Source organism: Streptomyces sp. NPDC088354 (genome assembly GCF_044753585.1).
Classification (GTDB): Bacteria; Actinomycetota; Actinomycetes; order Streptomycetales; family Streptomycetaceae; genus Actinacidiphila.
Window position 1 is genome coordinate 208,597 of record NZ_JBIVNJ010000002.1, and the last position, 25,146, is coordinate 233,742.

Below are 25,146 nucleotides of genomic sequence, written 5' to 3' on the forward strand. Positions count from 1 at the left end.
ATGGCAGGATGCTTGCGACAGAGGTCGTCCGCGTCATGGGAAAGGAGGCCCGATGAGCCGCGAGAACCACCGTGTCGCCGTGCTCGTGCTCGACGGGGCGAAGCCGCTCGACGTCGGCATCCCCGCCCAGGTGTTCTCCAACCGGCCGAGCATGCCGTACGAGGTGCGGGTGTGCGGCGCGACTCCGGGGCCGGTGACCGGCGGCGACGGCCTGTCGTACCACGTGGCCGAGGGCCTCGAGGCGTTGGCGCACGCCGACACCGTCTTCATCCCCGGCTACCGGGAGCCGGCGACCACCCGCCCGCCGGCCGCGGTCGTCGACGCGCTCATGGCCGCCCGCGAGCGGGGGACCCGGCTCGCCGCCATCTCCACCGGAGCGTTCGCGCTGGCGGCCACGGGCCTGCTCGACGGCAAGCGGGCGACGACCCACTGGCACTACACCAGGGCCCTCGCCGAGCGGCATCCGCGGGTGCGGGTGGACGAGAACGTGCTCTTCGTGGACGAGGGCGACGTGCTCACGTCGGCGGGCGCGGCATCGGGCATCGACCTGTGCCTGCACCTGGTGCGGCGCGACCACGGCGTCGCCCTCTCCAACCACGTGGCCAGACGGCTGGTGGCCGCGCCGTACCGCAGCGGAGGGCAGGCGCAGTACGTCCCCCGGAGCGTGCCGGAGCCGCTCGGCGACCTCTTCGCGAGCACCCGTGAGTGGGCGCTCGGGCATCTCGCCGAACCGCTGACCATCGAGACCCTGGCCCGCAACGCGCGGGTGTCGGCACGGACCTTCTCGCGCCGGTTCGTGGAGGACACCGGCTACACGCCCATGCAGTGGGTGCTCAGGGCGCGGGTGGACCTGGCACGCGAACTGCTGGAACGCACCGATCTGGGCGTGGAGCAGATCGCCGGCCGCGTCGGGCTCGGCACCGGGGCGAACCTGCGGCTGCACTTCCAGCGCATCCTCGGCACCTCCCCGACCGAGTACCGGCACACCTTCTCGGCCTGACCCGCCCCCGGCCCGCCCCGAGGCGAGGCCGCGCGCCCGTCCGGCACGCGTGGCGAGATCCTTGCGCACGGTGTCATTCGGGCCACTGTCGGCCCTTCGCACGGATACCGACGATGGAGGCGACAGGACGACACGAAAGGCACCTTCATGACCCGCATCGCCGTCAACGGATTCGGCCGCATCGGACGCAACACCCTCCGCGCCCTGCTGGAGCGCGAGACCGACCTCGAAGTCGTCGCCATCAACGACCTCACCGCCCCCGACACGCTCGCGCACCTGCTCGCGTTCGACAGCGCCCTCGGCCGCTTCGGCCGTTCGGTCGAGGTCGACGGAACCGACCTGCTGGTCGACGGGCGCCGCATCAAGGTGCTCGCCGAACGTGAGCCCGCCAAGCTGCCGTGGGCCGAACTCGGCGTCGACATCGTGCTCGAGTCCACGGGCCGCTTCACCAAGGCGGACGCCGCCCGTGCCCACATCGACGCCGGTGCCCGGCGCGTGCTGGTCAGCGCCCCCTCCGACGGCGCCGACGTCACGCTCGCCTACGGCGTGAACACCGAGGTCTACGACCCCGCCGCGCACGTGATCGTCTCGAACGCCTCGTGCACGACGAACGCCCTGGCCCCCCTGGCATCCGTGCTGGACGACCTGGCCGGCATCGAGCACGGCTTCATGACCACGGTGCACGCCTACACCCAGGAGCAGAACCTCCAGGACGGCCCCCACCGCGACCTGCGCCGCGCCCGCGCGGCCGGCGTGAACATCGTGCCCACCACCACGGGGGCCGCCAAGGCCATCGGCCTGGTGCTGCCGAACCTCGCGGGCAAGCTGTCGGGGGACTCCATCCGCGTCCCGGTCCCGGTGGGCTCGATCGTGGAGCTGAACACCACGGTCTCGCGCGAGGTCACCCGCGACGACGTGCTCGCGGCCTACCGCGCGGCCGCCGACGGCAGGCTCAAGGGCATCCTCGACTACACCGACAAGCCGCTGGTCTCCAGCGACATCACCGGCCAGCCGGCGTCGGCCGTCTTCGACTCCGCCCTCACCCGCGTCGACGGCAGGCACGTGAAGGTGGTGGCCTGGTACGACAACGAGTGGGGCTTCTCCAACCGCGTCGTCGACACGCTCGAACTGCTCGCCCGGGGCTGACCGCGAACCGCACCCCCGACCGCGCCTGATGACCCGTCAGGGGCCGGGATGCGACCGGCCCCTGACCGCCTCGCGGACGACCGCCTCGTGCGCGACCGGGGGCACGGCGACGGGTCGCACCGGCGGTCGTGCCGTGCCGCGCGGTCGTACCCGTCCGTGCTGACCAGGACCTCGTCTGCCCTGGTGCGTGCGACCAGCCCCGCGAGCGCCGCCCCGGCCCCAGCGGCGGGAACTCCCCGTGGCCGCGGGAGTCCACGGCTGACCGGGCCTCGGAGACCAGCAGCCCACCTACCGCCTCGGCGGTGGCGGCGGCGGCGACGGCGACGGCGACGGCGACGGCGTGGAGACCACCACGTACGGCCGTTCCGGTCCGCGACCCGGCCAAGCCGCAGGAAGGCCCTCACCGAGGACGGGGCTCGCCCGCCGTCGCCCTGGACACGCCGCCGCACGTCGGCCGACGAGCATCGCCGACGCGAGCGGCACCACCGCACCCGCACTCCCCTCTCCCCCGGGGACTCCTGCGGCGGATCCGGGAATGGGCCACCCGGGTGGGGTCGTGTGCGGTGTTCGCGGTACGTGCCGGGATCCGTGGTGGTGGTGCGGCCTCCCGCCGGTCGCGTTGGTCTATGTGTAGCGAAGCGTGATCGAGGCCGCTCGCTCCCCCGCCCAGGGCACGGCCCGGAGGCGGAGGAGACGGTTGATGAGCGGTGACGGACAGCGCCCGGCCCCCGGTCCGGCCGGCGGACCGGGGCGGTCGAGGCGCGGCAGGACGCACCCGTGGCGGAACCTGCGGCGGGCCCGTGAGGCATCTGCGCCCCCGGGACCCTTCCGTCCCGGGTTCTGGCGCAGCCCGATCCGCGGGCCGTGGCTGACGTCGGTGTTCGCGCTGGTGCTGCTCCTCGGCATCCCGGTGCTGTTCGTGACCGGGGCCCTGTCCTACGCCGCGTACAACCCGGACCTGGGCCCGCTCAACGACCAGACCCCCGGCAAGGGCCTGCTCGGCTTCTACCTGTTCGACTGGCCCACCCACCCGTACTGGCTCTACCGGCTGACCCAGGGCGTCCACGTGACCCTCGGCGTGGTCCTGCTGCCCGTCCTGCTGGCCAAACTGTGGTCGGTCATCCCGAAACTCTTCTCGTGGCCGCCGCTGCGGTCGCTCGCGCACGGACTCGAGCGGCTGTCCCTGCTCTTCCTGGTGGGCGGAGCCGTCTTCGAGTTCGTCACCGGGCTCCTCAACATCCAGCTCCTCTACGTTTTTCCCGGCTCCTTCTACACCCTGCACTTCTACGGCGCGTGGGTGTTCATCGCCGCCTTCGTCGTCCATGTGTGCCTGAAGTTCGGGCGCATGAGACACGCGCTGCGCTCCCGCGGGCTGAGGGCCGAACTGCGCACCGGTCGCTCCCGCACCCGCCCCGAGCCGCCCGACCCGGACGGTCTGGTGCCGGTCGCGCCGGCGGCCCCCACGATCTCGCGGCGCGGGGCGGTGGGGATGGTGGGAGCCGGGTCGCTGGCCCTGTTGGTGGTCACCGCCGGACAGAGCATCGGCGGCGTGCTGCGCGGCACCGCTCTGCTCGCCCCGCACAACCGGAATCCGGGCAGCGGTCCGAACGGGTTCCAGATCAACAAGACGGCCGCCTCCGTCGGCGTCACCCGGACTCTCACCGGCCCCGCCTGGCGGCTGGAGGTCCACGGCCGGGGTGAGGCCCTGGTCTTCACCCGCGAACAGCTCCTCGCGATGCGCCGGCACGCGGCCGCGCTGCCGATCGCCTGCGTCGAGGGCTGGTCCACCGAGGACCAGCACTGGAGCGGCCTGCGGCTCACCGACCTCGCCGCCATGGCGGGCCTCCCCGCTGCCGGGAGTGTGCTGGTGGAGTCGGTGCAACCGCCGGGCCCCTACAGCTCGGTGATGCTGCGCGGCAACCAGATCCACGACCCGCGTGCCCTGCTCGCCCTGCGGGTCAACGGGGCGGACCTCTCGCTCGACCACGGCTACCCGGCGCGCATCATCGTCCCGGCCAACCCCGGTGTGAACAACACCAAGTGGGTGCACCGGCTCACCTTCAGGACGTGACCATGGCACGGGCCCTGCGCTGGTACGGCGCCAACCCCCTGCACCTGCTGGTGCTGCTCTGCTCCTTCGCGCTCACCGCGTACGCCTGCGTGCGGCTGTTCGCGGTACGGCCGGTCGAAGTGGCGATCTGGCTGGTGGGAGCGGCGTTCCTGCACGACCTGATCCTGCTGCCCCTGTACTCCCTCGCCGACCTGTCGGCCCTGTCCGTACTGCGGCACCGCCAGGACACCGTGCCGAGGGCGCCGTGGATCAACCACCTGCGGGTACCGGCGTTCCTGTCCGGCCTGCTCCTGCTGGTGTGGTTCCCCCTCGTCCTCGGCATCTCCCGCCCCTACCCGGACGCGACAGCGCTCACCCTGGACGTCTACCTCCCCCGCTGGCTGATCATCACCGCGGTCCTGTTCGGCGTCTCGGCAGTGGCCTTCGCCCTCAAGCTGCGCCGCCTCCGCAAAGCCGCCCGCGCCGGGGAGGACGGGGGGTGATCCACCGGCGGGCCGAGGCCACTACGGTGTGAGCCGCACGGGTTCGCACCCGCGGACGACGGCTCTTGCGGAGGTGCCATGACACTGCCGATGAGACTGACGGCGGTCACACTCGACTGCGCCGATCCCGAGGCGCTCGCCGCGTTCTACCAGCGGGCCACCGGGTTCGCACTCCATCCCGACTCCGACGGTGACTTCGCCGGCCTCACCCGCGAGGACGGGTTCTTCATCGGCTTCCAGCGGGTCGACGGCTACCGGGCGCCGAGCTGGCCCGGCCCGTTGGTCCCCCAGCAGGGGCACTTCGACTTCGCGGTCGACGACCTCGCGGAAGCCGAGGCCGAACTCCTGGGGTTGGGCGCGACGGCACCGGAACACCAGCCGGGCGGCGACCGATGGCGGGTGCTCCTCGATCCCGCCGGGCATCCCTTCTGCCTGGCCAGGCGCTGACGTACCGCGCGCCTGCGCGGGGACGGAGGTGTCCCCGCGCAGGCGGGTGGGATCAGGCGTCGGCGATCGGGCCGGTGCCCAGGCGCACGTTGTCGATGGCCCAGAACCAGTTGTTGCCGGCGTTGAAGATGCGGAAGTTCACCGTGACCGAGGTCGCCCCGGACGGGACGGCGACGGGCAGGTCGACCAGTCGGTTCTGCTGGTCCTGGCCGCGGTTGGTGTTCCCGGAGGTGGCGCTGGAGTAGTACAGCACCCGGGACTTCTGGCCGGTGTCGAACTCGACGGTGACCTCGGCCTCCTGCGGGCTCTCCTGGCGGTAGTGGGAGTCGAAGCCGAGGTGCAGCGTCGAGGTGCCCGCCGGGATGGCGACCGCGGGGGTCGTCAGCGTCGAGTCGAACCGTCCGCGGCCGGACGGGCTGCCGGTGTCGTCCCAGTCGTCCGGGTCGGCCACGGCGACGATGCCCAGCCCGCGGGTGAAGTTCGTGCGGTCCTGCGCGGCCGGGAACCAGAACTGCTTGGAGAGGAACGACCAGCCCTGGAGCTCCCGGGTCCCCTGCGGCATGCCCGGGGCATTGGTGATCGTCCAGCCCTCGGGCGTGGTCCGGGTCCAGCCCACCAGGCCGGGCCGGCTGAGGTCGGCGGCCGGGGCCAGGGCGGGGGCGACGGACTCGAAGTCCTCCGCGAGCAGCAGACCGGTCATGACGGGGCCGACCTTCGTGGCCAGCGACGCGGTCTGCTCCTTGGTCCGTCCGGCCAGGACGGCCGTCACGGTGGCCTGGAGCGTGGCGGAGGCGCGCGCCGCCGCGGCCGGGGCGACGACGTCCCAGGTGAGTGCCACCGACGAACGCGCCGGCACCGAGGCCGGCGCGCCGTCCGCCGGGGTGGCCCGCCAGCCGCTCGGCAGGGCGAGCGAGGACGCCAGGCCGGTGAGCGGGGTGCTCCCGGCGTTCGTGACGGTCGCGGTGACGGTGAGCGGCCTGTCCGGGGAGAGCACGGTGCCGTCGGTCTTCGGCGAGGTGGCCGGTCCGGACAGGGCGACGCTCATCGCGGGCGCGACCTTGGTCCTGACGCGCGCGTCGGCGACCTTCAGCAGTCCGCTGCCGTCCGCGTGCGCGGCGACGACCAGGCTGCCCGCCGTGGCGTCCGCGGCCGGGGTGACGGTGAAGCGGACCTCGGCGGAGGCTCCGGAGGCGAGCGACGCGGGCGCGGCGTCCGGCTGCTGGAGCGTCCAGCCGGCGGGCGTGAGCAGCGCGACCGCGAGGCCGGTCAGCGTGGCCGTGCCCTGGTTGGTCACGGTGACGACGACGTCGGCCGGACTGCCCTGCGCGAGCGGGGTGTCCAGGGAGGGCAGCGGCTCAGGGAGGGTGATCGCCGCGCTCAGCGCCGGGACCGTTCCGGTGGCCGGGTCGGTGACACCGTCCTTGCCGTCGGCCTGGTGGCCGGTGATGCGGCGCAGGAAGCGCGGGTCGTCCAGGTCCACGACCACGATGTCGTACCAGCCGTGGTGGGAGGGGTGGACCGACACGGTCCGCGTCTGGCCCGGCTCGAGGGTGACGCTCCGGATCTCGTCATTGGCGTTGCGCGGGTAGACCGACTCCCCCACAAGCAGCGTGCGGGTCGTCGAGGAGGGGTTGCTGCACTGGACCAGGACCGGTCCGGTGCCGGTCTCGTCCACCACGCACGCCTCGGCGCCCACGCCGGCGCCGCGCAACTCCCACAGGGCCCAGCCGGGACCGCGCACCTGCAGGTCGTAGCCGTCGGCGCCGTAGGCGACCGTGCCGTCGGCGGTCGCGCCGCCGGCCACCGTCCAGGTCTGCGGGGCCGCACCGTCGCCGGGGTACGCGGTGAGGGCGGCGGCCCTGCCGCCGGTGTTCCCGAGGCTCAGCCGCACCTGGTCCCCGGCCACCTCGGCGCGCAGCGACAGGCGGTACGGAGAGGGACGGGTGGGCCGGGTGCCCTCCTCCTGCTCGGGGAGCGCCTGCTCCTTCGGCGGGACGGGGTTCCAGCGGCCGATCGGCGCCGGCACCGCGCCCGGCTGCTCCACGTCGGGCTGGTTGCGTCCGTGGCTGAAGTCGAAGGCGGAGGTGAGGTCGCCGAAGACGCTGCGGCGCCAGGCGCTGATGTTGGGCTCCCGCACTCCGGTCCAGCGCTCCAGGAAGCGGATCACGGAGGTGTGGTCGAACGCCTCGGAGCAGACGAAGCCGCCCAGCGTCCACGGTGAGACGACGGTCATCGGCACACGCGGGCCGGGGCCGACCGGGCGGCCGCCGAACCAGTCGTCGCTGTTGCCGGACTCCGGCTTGGGCGCGACGGGGGCGGGCACGTGGTCGAAGTAGCCGTCGTTCTCGTCGAAGTTGATGAACACCGCCGTCTTCGACCAGGTCTCGCGGTCGCTCGCGATGGCGTCGAGCAGGTCGTAGATGAGGTTGGCGCTGCCGACCGGGGTGGAGGAGCCGGGGTGCTCGGAGAGCGCCGCCGTGGGCACGATCCAACTGACCTTGGGCAGGGTGCCGTTGCGGATGTCCTCCGCCATCCGGGTGATCAGGGTGTCCGGCTCGGAGCGGTAGGCGCCGCGCAGGAAGAGCCGCCGCTCGGCCTCGTTCAGGGCGTCGACGCCCTGCTGGAACTGGGCGAGGGCCGCCTGGCGGTCCGCGGGGGTCCGGTCCCAGAGGCTGTCGTAGAACTGCTCGGTGGTGGCGAACCCTCCGCTGACCCTGGTGAGGATCTTGCGGCCGATCTCCTTCCACGGCCGGAAGTACTCGACGGCGTTGTCGGTGAAGTTGTCCCACTCCTGGTAGATCTGCCACGAGATCCCGGCCGCCTCCAGGCGCTCGGGGTAGGTCGTCCAGTCGTAGCCGCCGTGGTCGTAGTCGTAGGCGGCGTTGGTGACGGCCCTGTTGACGCCGTCCGGCTCGTAGCCCGTCGTACCGGTCCACAGGTAGTTGCGGTTGGGGTTGGTCGAGCCGTACACGGAGCAGAAGTAGGAGTCGCAGATGGTGAAGCGGTCGGCCAGCTCGTACTGGAGGGGAATGTCCCGCCGGTCGTAGTGCGCCATGGTGCTCTGCCCCTTGGCGGCGACCCAGTCGTTCCACCAGCCGTTCGCCCGCGCCTGGTTGGCGTCGGAGAAGCCGTGCGGGAGCGAGCCGAGGTACTGGATGTCGCTCTCGGGACGGCCGGCGTCGCGCGCGGCCTGCCGGGCGGAGAACGGCAGGACGGCACCGCCGGCGGCCCGGGGCTGCTCGAAGACACTGGCACCGCCGGGCAGACGCAGCGGGGTGCGGTCGCCGAAGCCGCGAACGCCCTTGAGGGCGCCGTAGTAGTTGTCGAAGGAGCGGTTCTCCTGCATCAGCACGATGACGTGCTCGATCGCGTCCATGCCGCCCGGCGCCATCGGCGCGGCCATGGCCTCGAGGAGCGACGGGGGAAGGAAGGAGAGCGCGGTACCACCGGCGAGAGCGCCGAGGAGCTTGCGGCGGGAGATGTCGGACATGGTGGGGAGGCTAAATTGCAGGCGGCGCGGCCGGTAAGCCTCCGCGACAGAGCTTCGTTCACCGTTCACGAGGGAGCGCCGGGTGTTCAACTGCCCGCATGAAAGGTGATCAGTCGGCGTGCGGCGAACCTGACATGAGCCGGCGTGCGCCCCGCCCGCCGACGGGACCACGCCGCAGCGTTCGCCCGCTCAGGCGGGGACGGTCGCGGGTGTCTCGCTCTCGGAGGATTCACCGGCACTCTTCGCCCCCGGGCCGCGGCCGAGGAAGGCGTAGGCCGCCCCGACGAGCAGACCGCCGCCGACGAGGTTGCCCAGGCCCACCAGGAGCAGGTTCCGGGCGAAGGCGGCCGCGTTCGCACCGGGCACGTGCTCGAAGAGGCCGAGCGCGTAGTACGTCATGTTCGCCACGACGTGTTCGAAGCCCGAACCGACGAACGCCAGCAGGCACCAGAAGATCACGGTCAGCTTGGCGCCCTCCGACCGGGTCCGCGCCGCCATCCACACGGCGAGGCAGACCAGGAAGTTGCAGAGCACTCCGCGGAAGAACAGCGCCGCTCCCGACTCGGCGGCCTTCGCCTTGATCAGGCTCGCCAGCAGGGCGAGTGCCGGGGCGGTGTGCCCGGGGGCGCCACCGGAGGTGATCACGCCACTGCCGTGGACGAGCCAGGCGAACAGCACCGACCCGACGAGGTTGCCGACGAACGATCCGAGAATCAGCGCCGCCGCGTCGGCCGCGGTGATGCGCCGGACGATCGCCCCCTGAACCGCGGTCATCATGGTGCCGGTGGCCAGTTCGGCGCCGGCGAAGACCGCCAGGGTCAGCCCGACCCCGAAGACCAGGCCCTCGACGAGTTTCGTGTACGGGGACGCAGCGGCCAGCAGCGGCCCGGCGACCGCGAGCAGCAGGACCGCCGCAACCCCGATGAACGCCCCGGCCAGCATGGAGCCGACCAGGAACCGGCCCGGCCTGCGGAGCCCGGCGGCCTTCTCGGCAGCCGCCTGCCCCTGTTCTTCGAGGGCCTGGGACACGGGAATGGGCATGCTGTCACCTCAAACTGGCTATAACGGGAATAACGCCTCACTTTTCTCGATGCTATGCCGCACGAAACACGTCCTGAAGAAAGGTGTCGCACATCACAGACCTGGACTTGTCGGCCGATAAAAGGCACGAAAAGGTGAGGTCATGGTGAATTCCTGAATCGGCAAAATCACGGCACAGGGGACGCGAAGAACGTGTCCCCCGCCCCCGCGCCCAGCGAGGCTTTCGCGGCCTGCTCCCGCCCCGTCACGGACAGCGTGACCAGGTGGTCGAGGCGTCGCACCTCCCAGTACTCCAGTGCGACGGCGGGCAGCGGCTGCGCGGGGGTCCATCCGAGCAGAGCGGTCGCCAGACCCGCGGCGTCACCGAACGCCCTGGACGCGCCCGCGGCGATGTGGGGCCAGACCGTGCCCGCCGCATCGCCGATGAGCGCCGCGTGGTCGGCCACCATGCGCCACGGGGGGACGTCATGGACCGGCTGCATGAAGAGATCCGACAGCCCCACCAGTTCCGCGAGGGCCGGCGGGAGCGAGGCCTCGGCCTGCCCACGGACCCGCTCGACGGTCTCCGGCAGCGCTTCGCCCGGCGGCAGGAAGTGCGCGAAACGCCTTCCTGAGCGGCCCGTCAGGAGTCCGGGCAGATCCTGCTCGGCGACGTTGACATACCAGACCCAGTTGACGCGCCGCGAGCCCTTCTCCAGCTCTCCGTCGGGTCCCGGAACCAGGGAGCAGAGCATCTGCATGCCACTGGACGTGAAAAGCGTGAGACGGCCCGAGAAGAGCTCCAGGAGTTCACCGGAAAGCCGGGACTCGGGTTCCAGACCCCGCCAGGCGACGTAACCGGCGTAGGCCGGACGGGAAGAGGGGTCGAGCAGCCTGCGCGTCGCCGACCCGATTCCGTCCGCTCCCACCAGGAAGTTGCCGCGCGCGGCGCGGCCGCCGGAGAACTCCGCGGTGACCTCGTGGCCCTCCACCTGTACACGCCTCAGTGCGCCGTCGAGGCGGTGGCACACGTCGGCGAGGGGCTCGCGCAGCACGCGGTGGAGGGCGTCCCACGCCGTCATCAACCGCGGCGCCTCATGGCGCGCGGCCTTGCCCCGCACATCGAGTTGCTGGCGCTCGTGCAGTTCGACGCCGACCGCTTCCGCGGGAACGCCCAACCGGTTCAGCAGCGCCTCGATCTCCGGCTGCACGACGATGCCGGCGCCGCGTGCCGGCGTCGGGCCCACCGATCGCTCGTAGACGGAGACGTCTGCCCCGATGGCCCGCAGTTCGTGCGCGGCCGCCAGACCGCCCAGCGATCCGCCGATGACCAGTGCCGCGAAGTCGTTCGTCTCCGGGATGGCGCACCTCCACAGGCTCCGTTCCGGCCGAAATGCACTCCGGGACGAAGGAGCGTAAACACACCCTCCGGACGCCCGCAACTCGCTCACGTCCGCCGGGATTCACGTCATCAGCCGTTTGCGGGCACCGGGTTGCGGCCGTACAGAGGCACACTTAGCGTGACACGCGGTCACTTTGATTCGCCTCGAGAACACCGGCCCTCTTGGTCGCCGCAGGAAATGCTCGGAACGGCCCAAGGAGATCTGTCGTGCCTGAAATTCCCCACTGGCATTCTCGGCGGAAGGTGCTCTTCGCCTCTGCCGCCGCGATGACCGCGGCAACCACAGGAGCCTTCGGCCTGCTCTCCGGGAAGCCGGTCGCCAAGAAGACCGGCGCGAGCCCGGGCACGAGCGTTCGCCCCTTCCGCATCGACATTCCGGAACGGGATCTCGACGAACTCCGCCGGCGCATCGTCGCCACCCGGTGGCCCGACCGCGAAACGGTCCACGACCAGTCACAGGGTGTCCAGCTCGCGACGATGCAGGAACTCACCCGCTATTGGGAAAGTTCCTACAACTGGCGGAAGATCGAGGCGAGGCTCAATTCGCTGCCGCAGTTCATCACCGAGATCGACGGGCTCGACATCCACTTCCTCCACATCCGCTCGCGCCACGCGGACGCGCTGCCGATGATCCTGACCCACGGCTGGCCGGGATCCGTCCTGGAATTCCTCAAGGTGATCGCCCCGCTCACCGACCCGACGGCCCACGGAGGACGCGCGGAGGACGCCTTTCATCTCGTCATCCCGTCCATGCCGGGTTACGGCTTCTCGGAGCGGCCGACGACCACCGGCTGGGGCCCGGACCGCATCGCCCGCGCCTGGGCCGTACTGATGGAGCGCCTGGGATACCGGCACTACGTGTCCCAGGGCGGCGACTGGGGCGCGGTGATCTCGGACCGGATGGCGGTGCAGCGACCTGCGGGACTGCTCGGCATTCACGTCAACTTCCCGGCCACGGTTCCGCCGGACATCGCGAAGAGACTCGCCTGCGGCGACCCCGCCCCGGCGGGCCTGTCCGTGGACGAGAGGACCGCGTTCGACGAACTCGCCGCCTTCTACAAGACGGGCTCGGGCTACTCCGCCATGATGGTCACCCGCCCGCAGACCGAGGGATACGGACTGACGGACTCGCCGGCCGGACTCGCCGCCTGGATGTACGACAAGTTCGCGGCGTGGACGGACAGCGGCGGCCACCCCGAGCGTGTACTGACCCGGGACGAGATGCTCGACGACATCACGCTCTACTGGGTCACCAACACCGCGGTCTCCTCCGCCCGCCTCTACTGGGAGAACAACGCCAACAACTTCAACGCGGTGTCGGTCTCGCTGCCGGCGGCCATCACGGTGTTCCCGGGCGAGATCTACCAGGCGCCGCTGAGCTGGGCCAAGCAGGCGTATCACGATCTCATTTATTTCAACAAGGCCCGCAAGGGCGGTCACTTCGCCGCGTGGGAAGTGCCGGACATCTTCAGCAGGGAACTGCGCGCCGCGTTCGAGTCGCTGCGTCATCCGGGAGCCGCCGGCAAGTGAGGCCGCACCGCGCCCCGCTCCCCCACGGGTATCCGCGGGACGCGCTTCCCGTCGGCCATTCCACGGGCGGCGGTGAGGTGGCGCGCCGCATCGGCCGCCACGGCAGGACGGGGCGGGAAAGCCGTCCCGCTCAGCGCGGTCCCGCCACTGGTGCTCAAGACCACGGCCGCCCGGTCGTCCCCCCGGGACGCCGGGCGGCCGATCCGTGAACTCCCTTACTCACGCGCTTTCTTGGCCGAAGCGGTGGAACGGTTCCGGTACGGTGCCGCAGGACCGGGAGAAGTCGATTTTTCCCAAGCAAAGCCAGATCACTATGCAACCTTGATCAAGTGTGGTTCCCTCATCCCTCGTGACCAAGAACCAGGTCCGGAGTTCGAACTGAGCGGGACGTCCGACGTCCCCGTCACAGGGCTGCCCCGGCCCCGTTCCCGGGCGCCCGGAAACCGCCGGGTGCTCCACTGTCCGCCGCCCGTGTTATAGGTCTCCCGGGCGGCCAAGGGTAGTCGTACATGCGAATACAAGCCCGTTGGGCCCTGATCCCCGCGCTGGCCGGCCTCCTGGCGGGCGCCGTCCCCGGCGCCGCCCAGGCATCCCAGAGCCCCGCCACGGCCGCACCCGCCGTCGGCACCGCGGCGGCCGGGGTCAAGACCGTCCGGACCCTCACGCTGATCACCGGTGACAAGGTGACGGTCGTCCAAGGCGCCAGCGGCGTCCCCGCGGTGAGCGTGCAGCGTGGTCCCGGCCGCACCGGCATCGGCTTCCAGCTCTCGCACGAGTGGCACGGAACCGAGCACCACATCTCGGTCGTTCCCTCGGACGCGCAGGCCCTGCTGGCCGACGGGCGGCTCGACGCCCGCCTGTTCGACGTCACCGAGCAGGTGAACGCCGGCTACGACGACGCCTCGACGAGCACCTTCCCGCTGATCTACTCGAGCCGCAGCGGCAAGTCCGCCACGGCTCGCGCCGCGGTCCAGCAGCACGCTGCCCGCATCACCCGCACCCTGGACGCTCTGGGCGGCGGCAGCTTCGCCCCGGCCAAGCGCGACGCCGCCTCCTTCTGGAAGTTCGTCACCGGGACGCAGGGGCTGCGCGGCCCGCTGCGCGAACTGTGGCTCAACGGCCGCAGCCGGGTCGCCCTCGCCGAGAGCACCGGCATCATCGGCGCCCCCGAGGTCTGGGACAGCGTCGATGCCAACGGCGTGCACATCACCGGCAAGGGCGTCACCGTCGCGGATCTCGACACCGGCTACGACCCCACCCACCCGGACCTCAAGGACAAGGCCGCCGCCGGCCGGACCATGGACTTCACGGGCTCCGGCACGGTGGTCGACGGACACGGCCACGGCACCCACACCGCGTCCATCATCGCGGGCACCGGCGCGGCTTCGGCGGGCAAGTACAAGGGTGTCGCCCCCGACGCCACGCTCCTGGTGGGCAAGGTCTGCGACAACGACGGCTTCTGTCCCGACGACGCCGTCATCAACGGCATGACCTGGGCGTCGGAGGCCGGCGCGAAGGCCGTCAACCTCAGCCTGGGCTCGCCGCCGTACGCGCAGACCGACCCGCTCACCGAGGCGGTCGAGAAGCTGACCGCCGAGCACGGCACCCTGTTCGTGATCGCGGCGGGCAACGAGGGCGCCCCCGCGGCCGACTACTTCGGCGGCACGGTAGGCAGCCCCGGCATCGCCGACTCCGCGCTCACCGTGGGCAGTACCACCAAGCAGGACGCCCTCAGCGACTTCTCCAGCCGGGGACCGCGCATCGGCGACTTCGCCGTGAAGCCCGACATCGTCGCACCCGGCTCGGACATCACCGCGGCCCGCGCCGCGGGCACCACGATGGGCGACCCGGTCGGCACCTCGTACGTCACCGCGTCCGGCACCTCGATGGCGACCCCGCACGTCACCGGTGCGGTGGCGCTGCTCGCCCAGGAGCACCCGGACTGGAAGGCGGCCGACTTCAAGTCGGCCCTGACCAGCGCCGCCAAGGGCCTGCCCGGACTGACCGCCTACGACCAGGGCACGGGACGACTGGACGTGGCCCGCGCCGCGGTCCAGAGCGTGCGGGCCACCTCCGGCAACATCAGCTTCGGCAAGGCCGACTACCCGCACCAGAGCGTCACCCGGACCGGCACCGTCACCTACGCCAACGACGGCGCCACCGACGTCACGCTGCACCTGTCCGTCGACGCGAACGGGCCCCGGGGCCAGAAGGCGCCCGCCGGTGCCTCCGCCCTGTCCGCCGGCACCGTGACCGTCCCCGCGCACGGCACCGCGTCCGCCACGCTCACCGCCACCGTCGACGCCACGATGGTCGGCGCCTACGGCGGTTCGGTCGTCGCCACCACGGACGACGGCGCCACCACGGTCCGCGACGCCTTCGGCGTCTACGCCGAACCCCTCACCCACGCGATGTCGTTCACCGTCCTCGGCCTCGACGGCAAGCCGGTCGGCGAGGGCACGTACGTCAACGCCTTCGACGTCCGGACCGGCCTGCAGTACAGCGTCGTCACCGATGCCGACGGCACGGCATCGATGCAGCTGCCGGAGAGCGAGTACGACGTCTCGGCGAACAAGTTCGACCCCGTGGCGCACACCTCGGTGCTGTTCTCCGAGCCGGGTGTGCACCTCACCGCCGACACCTCGCTCGACCTCGACGGCCGCACCGCCGAGCAGGTCAACCTCACCGTCGACAAGAGCCAGGCCGAGAACGAGGGCATCTTCGCCAGCGTCACGTCCGTCAGCGCGGACGGCCGCTACGGCACGCAGAAGTTCGTGATGGGCTTCCCCGGCGACCGCATCTACGCCACGCCGACCGCCCAGGTGACCAGCCACGCGTTCTGGTTCCTGACCAGCCAGCGGTGGACCGGCACGATCCCCGCGACCCGTACCGGCCCGGCGTCGAGCTACGCGTACAACCTCGCCGTCAACGCCAAGGGCGGCATCCCCTCCACCCTCACCCGCAGGCTCTCCGACCGCTCGCTCGGCCGGGTCGAGGAGACCTACGCCGGCCAGGGCGGCAAGCCGCTCGGCGTGCGGATCGACACCCCGGTCCCGACCTACGGCGCGGTCGCCTTCGTCGACGGCAACGAGATCCCGGTCCCGGGCAAGCAGACCCGCTACTACACCGACGACGCCGCGATCGTCTGGGACCGCACGCTCGGCATGCGCGCCCAGGGCACCGCCGGCTTCGACGAGATCCAGTTCGCGGACACCACACGATTCCGGCCGGCCGCGACCTACACCCGGCTGTGGAACCAGACCCCGCTGCGCGCCCGGTCGCTCGACGCCCTGCGCCTCGAGGACCAGCTCTACCTCACCCCCGGCCTGTTCTCCTCGGCCGCCGCGAACACGGCGACGTATTCCGGTGAGGCCCGGGGCACCACAGGCTCCTCGACCCTGTACCGCAACGGGGTGAAGGTCGCGTCGCTGGACTCCCTGGGCCAGTTGCAGACCGCTGTTCCGTACGAGAAGGCCACCTACACCCTGAAGTCCTCCGGCACCCGCTCGGTGGGCTGGTCGACCCTGGGCAGCAAGGCCTCGGCCACCTGGACGTTCACCTCGCAGCGGCCGGGCACCACGGCGATGACCCAGCAGCCGCTCATCAACGTTCGGCTCAACGGCCCGGTGAACACCTCGGGCAGCGTCGCCGGCGGCCGTACGTACGTCTTCCTCGTCACCGCCGAACGCGGCGGCAAGGCGGCCACCACGTCGCTGGGCCTGCGGATCTCCTTCGACGACGGCAAGACCTGGAAGACCCTGCCGGTCCGGCGCGCGGGCGATCTCGGCTATGTCGTCCTGTCCACCCCCAAGGCCGGTGGCTACGCGTCCATCCGCCTCACCGCCAAGGACGCGGCGGGCAACGCGGTCGACCAGACCGTCATCCGCTCCTTCCCGGTGACCCGCAAGAAGTAGCCGGACATCACGGCGCCACCGCGCGGCGCTGCAACGGCCCCCGCCGACGGCTTCCCAGCCGTCGGCGGGGGCCGCCGGGCGTTCAGGGCAGCGCCGTTGCCGCGGTGCCGGCACGTCCGTGCAGGTGGGCGGCGTCCTGGCTGGGGGGTACGCCGAACCGGCGGCGGTACTCGCGGCTGAACTGCGACGGGCTGTCGTAGCCGACCCGGTGACCCACCCCGGTGATGTCGTGGGGGTGGGCGGCCAGCAGCAGACGGGCCTCCTGGAGCCTGATCTGCTTCTGGAACTGAATGGGGCTCATCGCCGCCACCGCCTGGAAGTTGCGGTAGAAGGCCGAGGGGCTCATGCCGGTCCGCCGGGCCAGGTCCTCGACGCGGAACGGCTCCGCGTAGTGCTCGCGGATCCACCGCACGGCGCGTGCGATGTGGCTGAGGCTGCTGTCGGCCAGCCCGAGTTGGCGCACGACACCGCCCTGATCAGCGGTGATCAGCCGCCACAGGATCTCGCGGATGACCATCGGGGCCAGCACGCCCCGGTCCCGCGGCCGCTCGAGCAGCCGCACCAGCCGGATCAGGGCGTCGAGCAGCTCCGGCGACATCTCCCCGACGGCGATCCCCGGCGGAGCGGCCGGGGCGGGGCGCGGCAGGTCCCCCGGGCCGGCGCGCAGGAGGAGTTCGGCGATCGCGGTCGGTTCGAGGACGAGGGCGAGTCCCAGAGCCGGGTGGTCGGGGCCGATCTCGGTGAAGTGGCCGGTGACGGGGAGGTCGACCGAGGCGACGAAGTACGTGCCGGGGCGGTACTCGTACAGCCGGTCCCCCAGCGCCAGGCGTTTGGCGCCCTGTGCCAGGACGGCGAGCACCGTGCCGGACATCGACGCCGTCGGCGGTCCCGCACGGTCGGCCCTCGCGATGTGCAGACCGGCGATGTCGGTGGTGGCGTCATCGCGCACGTGCCGGGCCAGCAGGGCACGGAGCTCGTCGAATCCCATGGCCCCATTGCAGCACAGCCATCCGTCCCGCATTCCCGTGGACAGGAGGATCATGCAAGTGCGGACGAGCTTCGTTCTACCGTTGTCGCATGTCATCGCGGTGAAATGAGATCAGTGACTCCCCGACGGCAGAGAGCGGAATCTCCCGTCAGGAGAGGAACAGACATCCGTGCACCCCGTCGAAAGAGGAGTACCGCCATGACCGTCGGCTACGGATTCAACGCCACGCTGACCGCCCGGCCCGCGATGGGCGACCGGCTGGTCGACCTCCTGCTGACCGCGCTGGAGGAGGGCAACCCCGCCGCGAACGAACACTGCCTGGTCTACCTCGTCTGCCGTTCGGCCGCCGACCGCGACGTCGTCCACGTCACCGAAGGCTGGACCACCGAGGACGACCACCACCGGGTCTTCGCCGGCGCGGCCGCACAGGCCATCGTGGCGCAGGTCCGGGAACTGGTGGCGGAGGGATCGCCCTACACCGACTACGTCCCGGTCGGCGGCAAGGCCGCCTTCTGAGCTCGCGAGTCCCGCAGACCGTCCCTCCTCCCCGCTGACCGAAAGGACCCGCCCGTGTCTCCCGCACGCCCCGGCCTCGACCCCGAGCTGCGCAGCCTTCTCGCCCCGATGCCGCTCGTCACGGAGCTGACTGCGGAACTCCTCGCGCAACTGCGCGAGATGCCGTCGCCGCCGGTCGAATCCCTGCTCGCGGGCCATGCGCTCACCCGGCGCGACGTCGCCGCCCCCGGCCCTGACGGCGCACGGATCCCGCTGTCCGTGCTCACCCCCGCGGCGGCCGACCGCACCACACCGGCACCGTGCGTGTACTGGATGCACGGCGGAGGAATGATCATGGGCGACCGGTTCGCGCAGATCGACATCCCGCTGGAGTGGCTGGACCGGTTCGGTGCCGTCGTGGTCTCCGTCGACTACCGGCTGGCACCGGAGGCCACCGGCACCACCGCGGTCGACGACTGCTACCACGGGCTGCTGTGGGTGGCCGAACACGCCGGCGAACTGGGCATCGACCCCGACCGCATCGTCATCGCGGGCGCCAGCGCCGGCGGCGGGCTCACCGCCGCGCTCGCCCTCCTGGCACGCGACCGCGGTACCCCCGCCGTCGCCGCGCAGATCCTGATCTGCCCCATGCTCGACCACCGCAACACCACCGTCTCGAGCCACCAGTACGCCGGCGAACCGGGTGTGTGGACCCGCGAGACCAATGCCTTCGCCTGGCAGTCCGTGCTCGGCGACCTCGCAGGGGGCGACGTTCCCGCCTACGTCTCACCCGCCCTGGCCGACGACCTGTCCGCCCTGCCGGCCGGCTACATCGACGCCGGCTCGGCCGAGGTCTTCCGGGACGAGGCCGTCGGCCACGCCTCCCGCATCTGGGCGGCCGGGGGCCAGGCCGAACTGCACATCTGGGCCGGGGGCTGCCACGGATTCGACGCACTGTTCCCCGACGCGCGGCTCTCCGCCCTCGCACGCCGCACCCGCACGGACTGGCTGGGCCGCGTCCTGGCACCCGCGCCCGACCCGGCGCCGTAGGCGGCGCGAGCCGCCTGTCCCGGCGGGCGGGCGTCACATGCGGTCGACGTCCCGCACCGCCTGCGCGAAGGCCGCGGGGGCTTCCTGCGGGACGTTGTGACCGATGCCGTCCAGAGTCCGGTGTGCGTACGGGCCGGTGAACTTGGCACGGTAGGAGGAGCCGTCGCCCGGCGGTGTGAAGGGATCCACGGCGCCGTCGAGGGTGACCGTGGGGACCGTGATCACGGGTGCGCGTGCCAGGCGCGCCTCGAGTGCGTCGTACCGCGGATCGCCCTCGACCAGGCCGAGCCGCCAGCGGTAGTTGCCGATCACCATGGCGACGTAGTCCGGATTGTCGAAGGCCGCCGCGGTGCGCTCGAAGGTGGCGTTGTCGAAGGCCCAGGTCGGGGAGTTGAACGTCCACACCAGCCGGGCGAGGTCACGCCGGTTGCGTTCCAGTCCGAGCCGGCCGCGCTCCGTGGAGAAGTAGTACTGGTACCACCACGCCCACTCGCTCTTCGGCGGCAGCGGCTGCTGGTTGGCCTTCCGGTTGGTGATCAGATACCCGGTCACGGAGACCAGCCCCTTGACCCGTTCCGGCCACAGCGCTGCGATGATGTCGGCGGTCCTCGACCCCCAGTCGTAGCCGCCGAGGATCGCCCTCTTGATCCCCAGGGCGTCCATCAGCGCGACGATGTCCAGGGCGAACGCCGACTGCTGCGGGGCACGCGGGGTGGAAGGGTCGAGGAACCGTGTCGTCCCGTGCCCACGCAGGTACGGCACGACGACCCGGTAGCCCTTCGCCGCCAGCAGGGGGGCGACGCCCACGTAGCTGTGGATGTCGTACGGCCAGCCGTGCAGGAGGACGACGGCGGGACCGTCGGCCGGGCCGGCCTCGGCGTAGCCGACGTTCAGGACGCCGGCGTCGATCTGCTTCAGCGGGCCGAACGAGGCCCCGCCGCCCGGGGATTCCTTGCCGCCCGCCGGGGCGGCCGGTGCGGCCTTGCTCGCGGCGGACGGGGACGTCGAGCACGCGGTCGACAGACCGGCCAGGACGAGGCCTGCCGTTCCCGAACCGACGATTCTTCCGAAGCTGCGCCTGTCGATCATCCTCGGCCTTCCCCGGGGTGCCGGCGGTGGAACCACGCGGGGGTTCATGCCCGGTGGAGCACGGTCCGTGGCGCCGCACCCGGGAATGTCAGCCCGTCGGCCCAACGCCGCCGCCAGTGGTGACACGCGCCGCGGACGATCCATGAGACCCACGTCACCTTCGGCCCGCTGTCACATTCCGCTCCGCTGTGCGGTCAGAGCTGCGTATCGGTTCCCACGGCACAGGAGAGCAGCATGCAAGCGCGCCTCAATTTCTTCGGCAACCCGACCGCGGGCAAGTTCCTCAAGCACATCAACTCCGCCGGCATGGTGGCGGCGGACTCCGCGCTGCCGCACGCGACGCAGGAGCTGGTGAAGATCCGCGCCAGCCAGATCAACGGCTGCGGCTTCTGCACCGACATGCACACCAAGGAGGCCGCGGCCGCGGGCGAGACCTCCGTGCGTCTCAACCTGGTCGCCGCCTGGCGCGAGGCCACCGTCTTCACCGACGCCGAGCGCGCCGCGCTGGAGGTGACCGAGCAGGCCACCCGCATCGCCGACGCGGCCGGCGGCGTCAGCGACGAGGCGTGGGCCAACGCCACCAAGTTCTACGACGAGGACCAGCTCGTCGCCCTGATCGGCCTGATCGCGGTCATCAACGCCTACAACCGCATCAACGTCATCAACCAGCAGCCCGCCGGGGACTACAAGCCCGGCATGTTCGGCTGATCACCCGGCTCCGCCCCGCGGGGCGGAACGTCCGTCTCCGGGCCATACCCCCGACTGTGGCCCGGAGACGGACGGACAACGAACCCTCCATGCGCGCGCCCGTGTTCACTCCGGGCGGCGCGGCGCGGGAAGCTCGCCGGAGCCGCGGGGCACGAGGCGGGTCTCGACCATGATCGTACGGGCGCGGGAGCGGTCGCCCTCCAGCCGCTCGACGGCGGTGGCACCCGCCACCTCCCCCATCGCCACGGGGTTCTGCGCGACGACGGTGAGCGCGGGTTCGAGGATCGCGGCCATGGGGACGTCGTCGAAGGCGACGACGGCGACGTCCTTGCGGCGGCTGCGCGAGAGCTCGACCATGACCCCGATGGTCATGACGTTGTTGCCGGACAGCAGCGCCGTGGGCGGATCGGGCAGCGCGAGCAGCCGGGCCGTCGCCTCGGCCGCGCCCGACGGGTCGTGGGCGTCGACGACCAGGGCACGGTCGTACGGCAGACCCGCTTCCATGAGCGCCGCGCGGTAACCGGCGAGCCGTTCGCGGCGGGTGTAGAGCCGGGCAGGCAGGTCGCCGATGAAACCGATCCTGCGGTGGCCACGGGCGATCAGATGGGCCACTCCTCCCTGTGTGCCCGAGCGGTTGGAGCTGACGACCGTGTCGGCGGTGAGGCCGTTTCCGGGCCGGTCGAGGAAGACGATGGGCATGCCGCCGGACCGCTGCGCCTTGAGGTAGGCGTGGTCGGCACCGACGGCGGGAGCCACCATTAGTACGCTCACCCGGCGGGCCAGGAACGTCTGGACCAGGGCGAGTTCACGTTCCGGGTCGTCGTCGGAGGAGCCCATGAGCAGGGTCAGCCCACGGCTGTGCACGGCGTCCTCGATGCCGCCCGCCACCGCTCCGAAGAACGGGTTGCCGACGTCCGGCACCACCAGGCCCACCGTGGTGTCCGGACCGCCGACCCGGATGCTCCTGGCCATCAGGTTGGGCTGGAAACCGAGTTTGGCGACGGCCTCCAGTACCCGCTTCCTGGTCTCCGCGGAACTGGGGCCGTCCTCGTTGAGGACCCGGGAGACCGTCTTGGCGCTCACGCCCACCTCGCGGGCCACATCGGCGAGGGTCGGTCTGCGGGTCGCTGCCATAAACCACCTTCTTTGTGGACGTCGCTCCGGTGGATACCGGAACCGCGGTCAGCTCCCCCGCACCCCGGCTGCCGAGGCCGCGTCGCTGTCCGTCACGACCGTACCCCCGTCGGCCCGCACGCTCAGCGCCCCGGTCATGATGGCCACCACTTCGGCCATGGAGTAGTCGGCCGGCTTGATCACCGCCTCTCGCCTGCCGAGCCGGTGGACGTGGACGCGATCGGCGATCTCGAAGACGTGCGGCATGTTGTGGCTGATGAGGATCACCGGGATGCCCTTGTCCCGGACCCTGCGGATGAGGTCGAGGACCTGCCCCGACTCCTTCACGCCCAGGGCGGCGGTCGGCTCGTCCATCACCACCACGCTGCGGGCCCAGGCCGCCGCGCGCGCCACCGCCACGGCTTGCCGCTGACCGCCGGAGAGGGTCTCCACCGGCTGCGAGAGCGAGCCGACGCCCACCTTGAGGGCGGCCATGTGCGCCGCGGCCTCGCGGCGCATGGCCTTCTTGTCGAGCATGCGGAACACCGAGCCGAGCACGCCGGCGCGGCGGATCTCGCGGCCCAGGAACATGTTGGAGGCGATGTCCATGGACGCGGCGACGGCGAGGTCCTGGTACACGGTCTCGATGCCGTGGGTCCGCGCGTCCTGGGGGCCGCCGAACCTGATCGGCTCGCCGTGCAGCCGGATCTCGCCGGCGTCCGGCACCAGGGCACCGGTGAGTGCCTTGATCAGGCTGGTCTTTCCTGCGCCGTTGTCGCCGATGACGGCCAGGACCTCGCCGGGCATGAGGTCGAAGTCTGCGCCGTCGATCGCCGTGACGTGCCCGTAGCGCTTGACCAGTCCGCGTGCGCTGAGGACCGGCTCCGGACCGCCGCCGGGCGCGGGGTCGGCCGGCGGGGACCCGGCGGAGGCCGGTGCCGCCTGCGCCGGTTCGTGGGAGGGGGCCGGGCCGGTCATCGGGTGCCCTTTCGCGAGAGCTGGTCGACGGTCACCGCGAGGATGACGAGGACGCCGGTCACCAGCGTCTGGTAGACGGACGAGACGCCCATCAGCTGGAGGCCGTTGCGGAAGACACCGACGATCAGGACGCCCACGAAGGTGCCGAGCACCGTGCCGCGGCCGCCGAACAGGCTGGTCCCGCCGAGCACGACCGCGGTGATGCTGTCGAGGTTGTCGGTCTGGCCGGCCTGGGGGTCGCCGACACCGGTCCGCGACACCAGCAGCAGGGCCGCGATGCCGTAGACCAGGCCGGCCACCGCGTAGACGCCGACGGTGAGCCGGGAGACCCGGATGCCGCTCAGGCGGGCGCTCTCCGCGCTGTTGCCGAGGGCGTAGACGTGGCGGCCCCAGGCCGTGCTGCTCAGCGCGTAGGCGAAGCCGAGGAACAGGGCGACGGTGACCAGCGACCCGTAGGTGACGTCGGTCCGGCCGAGCGGGAAGGTCTTGCCGAGCACGGTCAGCGGGCCGGGCAGGCCCGTGACCGTCTGCTCGGCGGAGTAGATGTGGGTCAGGGCGAAGGCGACGTTCAGCATGCCGAGCGTCACGATGAACGGCGGCAGCGGCACGGCCCGGACCAGGAGTCCGTTGACGAGTCCGAAGACGCCGCAGGCCAGGATGCCGATCCCGATGGCGAGCACCGGCGGCAGCGGTCCCTGGACGGCCAGCTTGGCGATCAGGATGCCCCCGAAGGCCATCACGGCGCCGCAGGACAGGTCGATGCCGGCGGTGAGGATGATGAGCGTCTGCCCGATGGCGAGCGTGCCCACCACCATGACCTGCTGGAGGATCAGCGAGAAGTTGCCGCCGGACAGGAACTGGTCGGTCGAGATCGAGAAGAACACCGACGCGATGACGAGGGCCGCGAACGGGCCCGCCGCGGGCGCCGTGAGCAGCCGCCGCAGTGCGGTCGACTCGCCGGCGCCCACGGGCAGTGTGGTGGAGGTGGTCAACGTGCTCAGCCCCAGCAGTTCTCGAGGCCGAAGGCGGTGTCCTTGGCGTCCGCGCCGGCCTGCGGCTTGTCGGTGATCAGGGTGACACCGGTGTCGGTGTAACCGCTGGTCTTCTTCCCGTCCTTGGCGAAGGCCGAGATCGCCTTGACGCCGTCGGCGGCCATCTTCAGCGGGTACTGCTGCGAGGTGGCGGCGATCTTGCCGTCCTTGACCGCCTGGACGCCGGTGCAGCCGCCGTCGATCGCGACGATCATGACGTCCTTCTCACGGCCCTTGGCCTTGATGGCCGTGTACGCGCCGAGCGCGGCGGGCTCGTTGATCGCGTAGACGAGGTTGATGTCCGGCGCCTTCTGCAGGCAGTTCTCCATGGCGGTCTGGCCCTTGGCCTGGTCACCGCCGGTGTCCTGGGAGCAGACGATCGAGGGGTCGGAGGCGTCGATGCCGAAGCCCTTCACGAACCCCTCGTGGCGCTGCACGCCGACCGACACGCCGGGGGCGAGGTCCAAAGTGGCGATCTTCACCGGCTTGCCGGACATCGCGGCCTTGGCGTACGCGCCGATCAGTTCGCCGGCCTTCACGTTGTCGGTGGCGAACAGCGCGTCGGCGGCGTCCTGCGGCTCCGGCGGGGTGTCCAGCGCGATGACCAGGACGCCCTTGGCGCGCGCCTTGGCGATGGCGGGGACGATGGCCTTGGAGTCGTTGGGGGTGATGAGCACGCCCTTGACCCCGGCGGCGACCATGTTCTCCAGCGCGGTGACCTGGCTCGCGTTGTCGCCGTCGAACTTGCCGGCCGCGGTGGTCAGTTCGACGTTCTCGCTCTTGGCGGCCTGCTCGGCGCCCTGCTTCATCTTCACGAAGTACGGATTCGTGTCGGTCTTCGTGATCAGTCCGACCTTCACCTTGCCCCCGGACGGGGCGCTGCCGCCGGAACCGGACCCGCACGCCGCGAGGGACAGGGCGAGGCCGGCGGCGCCGATGACGAGAACCGGACGGGCTCTACGGGACATGTGTGACTCCTACGGGAAGCGTGAGCGGGGGACGTCCATGTGTGCCGGACGTCGGCGAAAAGCGACGCCGGGGCAGTGCCATCGTTGACATATGTCATCGTTGACACTGCCTGCGGAGGATGATGGACTCCCGGTCCGGCAACGTCAATGCCCTCTGCAGGACACGAGTTGGCAACAGTCGGACCGCAGCGACCGGAGACCGCCCGGCACTCAGGGGTGGCTCC

Annotated in this window: 19 protein-coding genes; 10 read left to right on the plus strand and 9 right to left on the minus strand. The window is 71.5% G+C overall.

The window, feature by feature from the left end; genetic code table 11:
- Positions 1-52: 52 nt before the first annotated feature.
- The 5 genes from ACIP98_RS04285 to ACIP98_RS04305 all read left to right on the plus strand — a co-directional run bounded on the left by ACIP98_RS04285 (position 53) and on the right by ACIP98_RS04305 (position 5,146).
- Positions 53-1,000, plus strand: coding sequence for a GlxA family transcriptional regulator (locus ACIP98_RS04285; RefSeq protein WP_401973658.1), 948 nt, complete (start codon positions 53-55; stop codon positions 998-1,000).
- A 147-nt stretch (positions 1,001-1,147) separates the two neighbouring features.
- A complete protein-coding gene (gene gap, locus ACIP98_RS04290; RefSeq protein ID WP_319657501.1) occupies positions 1,148-2,146 on the plus strand; it encodes a type I glyceraldehyde-3-phosphate dehydrogenase in 999 nt (332 codons plus the stop codon).
- 700 nt (positions 2,147-2,846) lie between these two features.
- Positions 2,847-4,217 carry a molybdopterin-dependent oxidoreductase gene (locus tag ACIP98_RS04295; RefSeq protein WP_319657502.1) on the plus strand — a complete coding sequence of 457 codons (1,371 nt, stop codon included), beginning with the start codon at positions 2,847-2,849 and terminating at the stop codon, positions 4,215-4,217.
- A 2-nt stretch (positions 4,218-4,219) separates the two neighbouring features.
- Entirely contained in the window at positions 4,220-4,699 is a 480-nt protein-coding gene (locus ACIP98_RS04300) for a hypothetical protein (RefSeq protein ID WP_401973975.1), read from the plus strand.
- Between the two features lie 78 nt (positions 4,700-4,777).
- The gene (locus ACIP98_RS04305; RefSeq protein ID WP_319657503.1) at positions 4,778-5,146 is read left to right on the plus strand and encodes a VOC family protein; all 369 of its coding nucleotides are present in this window, start codon (positions 4,778-4,780) and stop codon (positions 5,144-5,146) included.
- 52 nt (positions 5,147-5,198) lie between these two features.
- Here the strand turns inward: ACIP98_RS04305 and ACIP98_RS04310 are convergent, their stop codons facing one another.
- The 3 genes from ACIP98_RS04310 to ACIP98_RS04320 form a co-directional block, all read right to left on the minus strand.
- Entirely contained in the window at positions 5,199-8,636 is a 3,438-nt protein-coding gene (locus ACIP98_RS04310; protein ID WP_401973660.1) for a phosphocholine-specific phospholipase C, read from the minus strand.
- A gap of 189 nt (positions 8,637-8,825) precedes the next feature.
- Positions 8,826-9,677: a formate/nitrite transporter family protein gene (locus tag ACIP98_RS04315; protein ID WP_401973662.1), complete on the minus strand. Its 852-nt coding sequence runs from the start codon at positions 9,675-9,677 to the stop codon at positions 8,826-8,828.
- A 167-nt stretch (positions 9,678-9,844) separates the two neighbouring features.
- A complete protein-coding gene (locus ACIP98_RS04320; RefSeq protein WP_401973664.1) occupies positions 9,845-11,107 on the minus strand; it encodes an FAD-dependent monooxygenase in 1,263 nt (420 codons plus the stop codon).
- Positions 11,108-11,265: 158 nt separating this feature from the next.
- Here ACIP98_RS04320 and ACIP98_RS04325 point away from each other — a divergent pair, with 158 nt between their 5' ends.
- Both ACIP98_RS04325 and ACIP98_RS04330 read left to right on the plus strand, forming a co-directional pair.
- Complete coding sequence (locus ACIP98_RS04325) at positions 11,266-12,588, plus strand: alpha/beta fold hydrolase (RefSeq protein ID WP_319657506.1); 1,323 nt, start codon at positions 11,266-11,268, stop codon at positions 12,586-12,588.
- Positions 12,589-13,097: 509 nt separating this feature from the next.
- A complete protein-coding gene (locus ACIP98_RS04330; protein WP_401973666.1) occupies positions 13,098-16,502 on the plus strand; it encodes a S8 family serine peptidase in 3,405 nt (1,134 codons plus the stop codon).
- Between the two features lie 82 nt (positions 16,503-16,584).
- Here the strand turns inward: ACIP98_RS04330 and ACIP98_RS04335 are convergent, their stop codons facing one another.
- Positions 16,585-17,490 carry an AraC family transcriptional regulator N-terminal domain-containing protein gene (locus ACIP98_RS04335; RefSeq protein ID WP_401973668.1) on the minus strand — a complete coding sequence of 302 codons (906 nt, stop codon included), beginning with the start codon at positions 17,488-17,490 and terminating at the stop codon, positions 16,585-16,587.
- Positions 17,491-17,688: 198 nt separating this feature from the next.
- Here ACIP98_RS04335 and ACIP98_RS04340 point away from each other — a divergent pair, with 198 nt between their 5' ends.
- Positions 17,689-18,006: a putative quinol monooxygenase gene (locus tag ACIP98_RS04340; protein ID WP_401973670.1), complete on the plus strand. Its 318-nt coding sequence runs from the start codon at positions 17,689-17,691 to the stop codon at positions 18,004-18,006.
- A 54-nt stretch (positions 18,007-18,060) separates the two neighbouring features.
- Positions 18,061-19,035, plus strand: coding sequence for an alpha/beta hydrolase (locus ACIP98_RS04345; RefSeq protein WP_401973671.1), 975 nt, complete (start codon positions 18,061-18,063; stop codon positions 19,033-19,035).
- A gap of 33 nt (positions 19,036-19,068) precedes the next feature.
- On the opposite strand, the gene ACIP98_RS04350 is transcribed toward ACIP98_RS04345, so the two are convergent.
- Positions 19,069-20,124, minus strand: coding sequence for an alpha/beta fold hydrolase (locus ACIP98_RS04350; protein WP_401973672.1), 1,056 nt, complete (start codon positions 20,122-20,124; stop codon positions 19,069-19,071).
- Positions 20,125-20,358: 234 nt separating this feature from the next.
- On the opposite strand from ACIP98_RS04350, the gene ACIP98_RS04355 reads away from it, so the two are divergent.
- Positions 20,359-20,832: a carboxymuconolactone decarboxylase family protein gene (locus ACIP98_RS04355; RefSeq protein ID WP_319657512.1), complete on the plus strand. Its 474-nt coding sequence runs from the start codon at positions 20,359-20,361 to the stop codon at positions 20,830-20,832.
- 105 nt (positions 20,833-20,937) lie between these two features.
- Here ACIP98_RS04355 and ACIP98_RS04360 read toward each other — a convergent pair whose 3' ends face one another.
- From ACIP98_RS04360 to ACIP98_RS04375, 4 genes are read right to left on the minus strand one after another with little or no spacing between them, the layout of a single operon-like run.
- A complete protein-coding gene (locus ACIP98_RS04360; RefSeq protein ID WP_319657513.1) occupies positions 20,938-21,966 on the minus strand; it encodes a LacI family DNA-binding transcriptional regulator in 1,029 nt (342 codons plus the stop codon).
- Between the two features lie 48 nt (positions 21,967-22,014).
- Positions 22,015-22,923, minus strand: a complete 909-nt coding sequence (locus tag ACIP98_RS04365; protein ID WP_401973674.1) for an ATP-binding cassette domain-containing protein — start codon at positions 22,921-22,923, stop codon at positions 22,015-22,017.
- Positions 22,920-23,915 (minus strand): ABC transporter permease, encoded by a 996-nt coding sequence (locus tag ACIP98_RS04370; RefSeq protein ID WP_319657515.1) that lies wholly within the window; start codon positions 23,913-23,915, stop codon positions 22,920-22,922. The genes ACIP98_RS04365 and ACIP98_RS04370 overlap by 4 nt, the downstream gene beginning before the upstream one ends.
- Before the next feature lie 5 nt (positions 23,916-23,920).
- Positions 23,921-24,922: a sugar ABC transporter substrate-binding protein gene (locus ACIP98_RS04375; protein WP_319657516.1), complete on the minus strand. Its 1,002-nt coding sequence runs from the start codon at positions 24,920-24,922 to the stop codon at positions 23,921-23,923.
- Between the last annotated feature and the right edge of the window lie 224 nt (positions 24,923-25,146).

What these genes read in the sequence shown, in the direction of transcription:
- ACIP98_RS04310 (WP_401973660.1), bottom strand. Translation starts at nt 8,636, where the DNA reads ATGTCCGACATCTCCCGCCGCAAGCTCCTCGGCGCTCTCGCCGGTGGT.
- ACIP98_RS04295 (WP_319657502.1), top strand. Translation starts at nt 2,847, where the DNA reads ATGAGCGGTGACGGACAGCGCCCGGCCCCCGGTCCGGCCGGCGGACCG.
- gap (WP_319657501.1), top strand. Translation starts at nt 1,148, where the DNA reads ATGACCCGCATCGCCGTCAACGGATTCGGCCGCATCGGACGCAACACC.
- ACIP98_RS04365 (WP_401973674.1), bottom strand. Translation starts at nt 22,923, where the DNA reads ATGACCGGCCCGGCCCCCTCCCACGAACCGGCGCAGGCGGCACCGGCC.
- ACIP98_RS04300 (WP_401973975.1), top strand. Translation starts at nt 4,220, where the DNA reads ATGGCACGGGCCCTGCGCTGGTACGGCGCCAACCCCCTGCACCTGCTG.
- ACIP98_RS04335 (WP_401973668.1), bottom strand. Translation starts at nt 17,490, where the DNA reads ATGGGATTCGACGAGCTCCGTGCCCTGCTGGCCCGGCACGTGCGCGAT.
- ACIP98_RS04305 (WP_319657503.1), top strand. Translation starts at nt 4,778, where the DNA reads ATGACACTGCCGATGAGACTGACGGCGGTCACACTCGACTGCGCCGAT.
- ACIP98_RS04340 (WP_401973670.1), top strand. Translation starts at nt 17,689, where the DNA reads ATGACCGTCGGCTACGGATTCAACGCCACGCTGACCGCCCGGCCCGCG.
- ACIP98_RS04330 (WP_401973666.1), top strand. Translation starts at nt 13,098, where the DNA reads ATGCGAATACAAGCCCGTTGGGCCCTGATCCCCGCGCTGGCCGGCCTC.
- ACIP98_RS04375 (WP_319657516.1), bottom strand. Translation starts at nt 24,922, where the DNA reads ATGTCCCGTAGAGCCCGTCCGGTTCTCGTCATCGGCGCCGCCGGCCTC.
- ACIP98_RS04285 (WP_401973658.1), top strand. Translation starts at nt 53, where the DNA reads ATGAGCCGCGAGAACCACCGTGTCGCCGTGCTCGTGCTCGACGGGGCG.
- ACIP98_RS04350 (WP_401973672.1), bottom strand. Translation starts at nt 20,124, where the DNA reads ATGATCGACAGGCGCAGCTTCGGAAGAATCGTCGGTTCGGGAACGGCA.
- ACIP98_RS04315 (WP_401973662.1), bottom strand. Translation starts at nt 9,677, where the DNA reads ATGCCCATTCCCGTGTCCCAGGCCCTCGAAGAACAGGGGCAGGCGGCT.
- ACIP98_RS04360 (WP_319657513.1), bottom strand. Translation starts at nt 21,966, where the DNA reads ATGGCAGCGACCCGCAGACCGACCCTCGCCGATGTGGCCCGCGAGGTG.
- ACIP98_RS04355 (WP_319657512.1), top strand. Translation starts at nt 20,359, where the DNA reads ATGCAAGCGCGCCTCAATTTCTTCGGCAACCCGACCGCGGGCAAGTTC.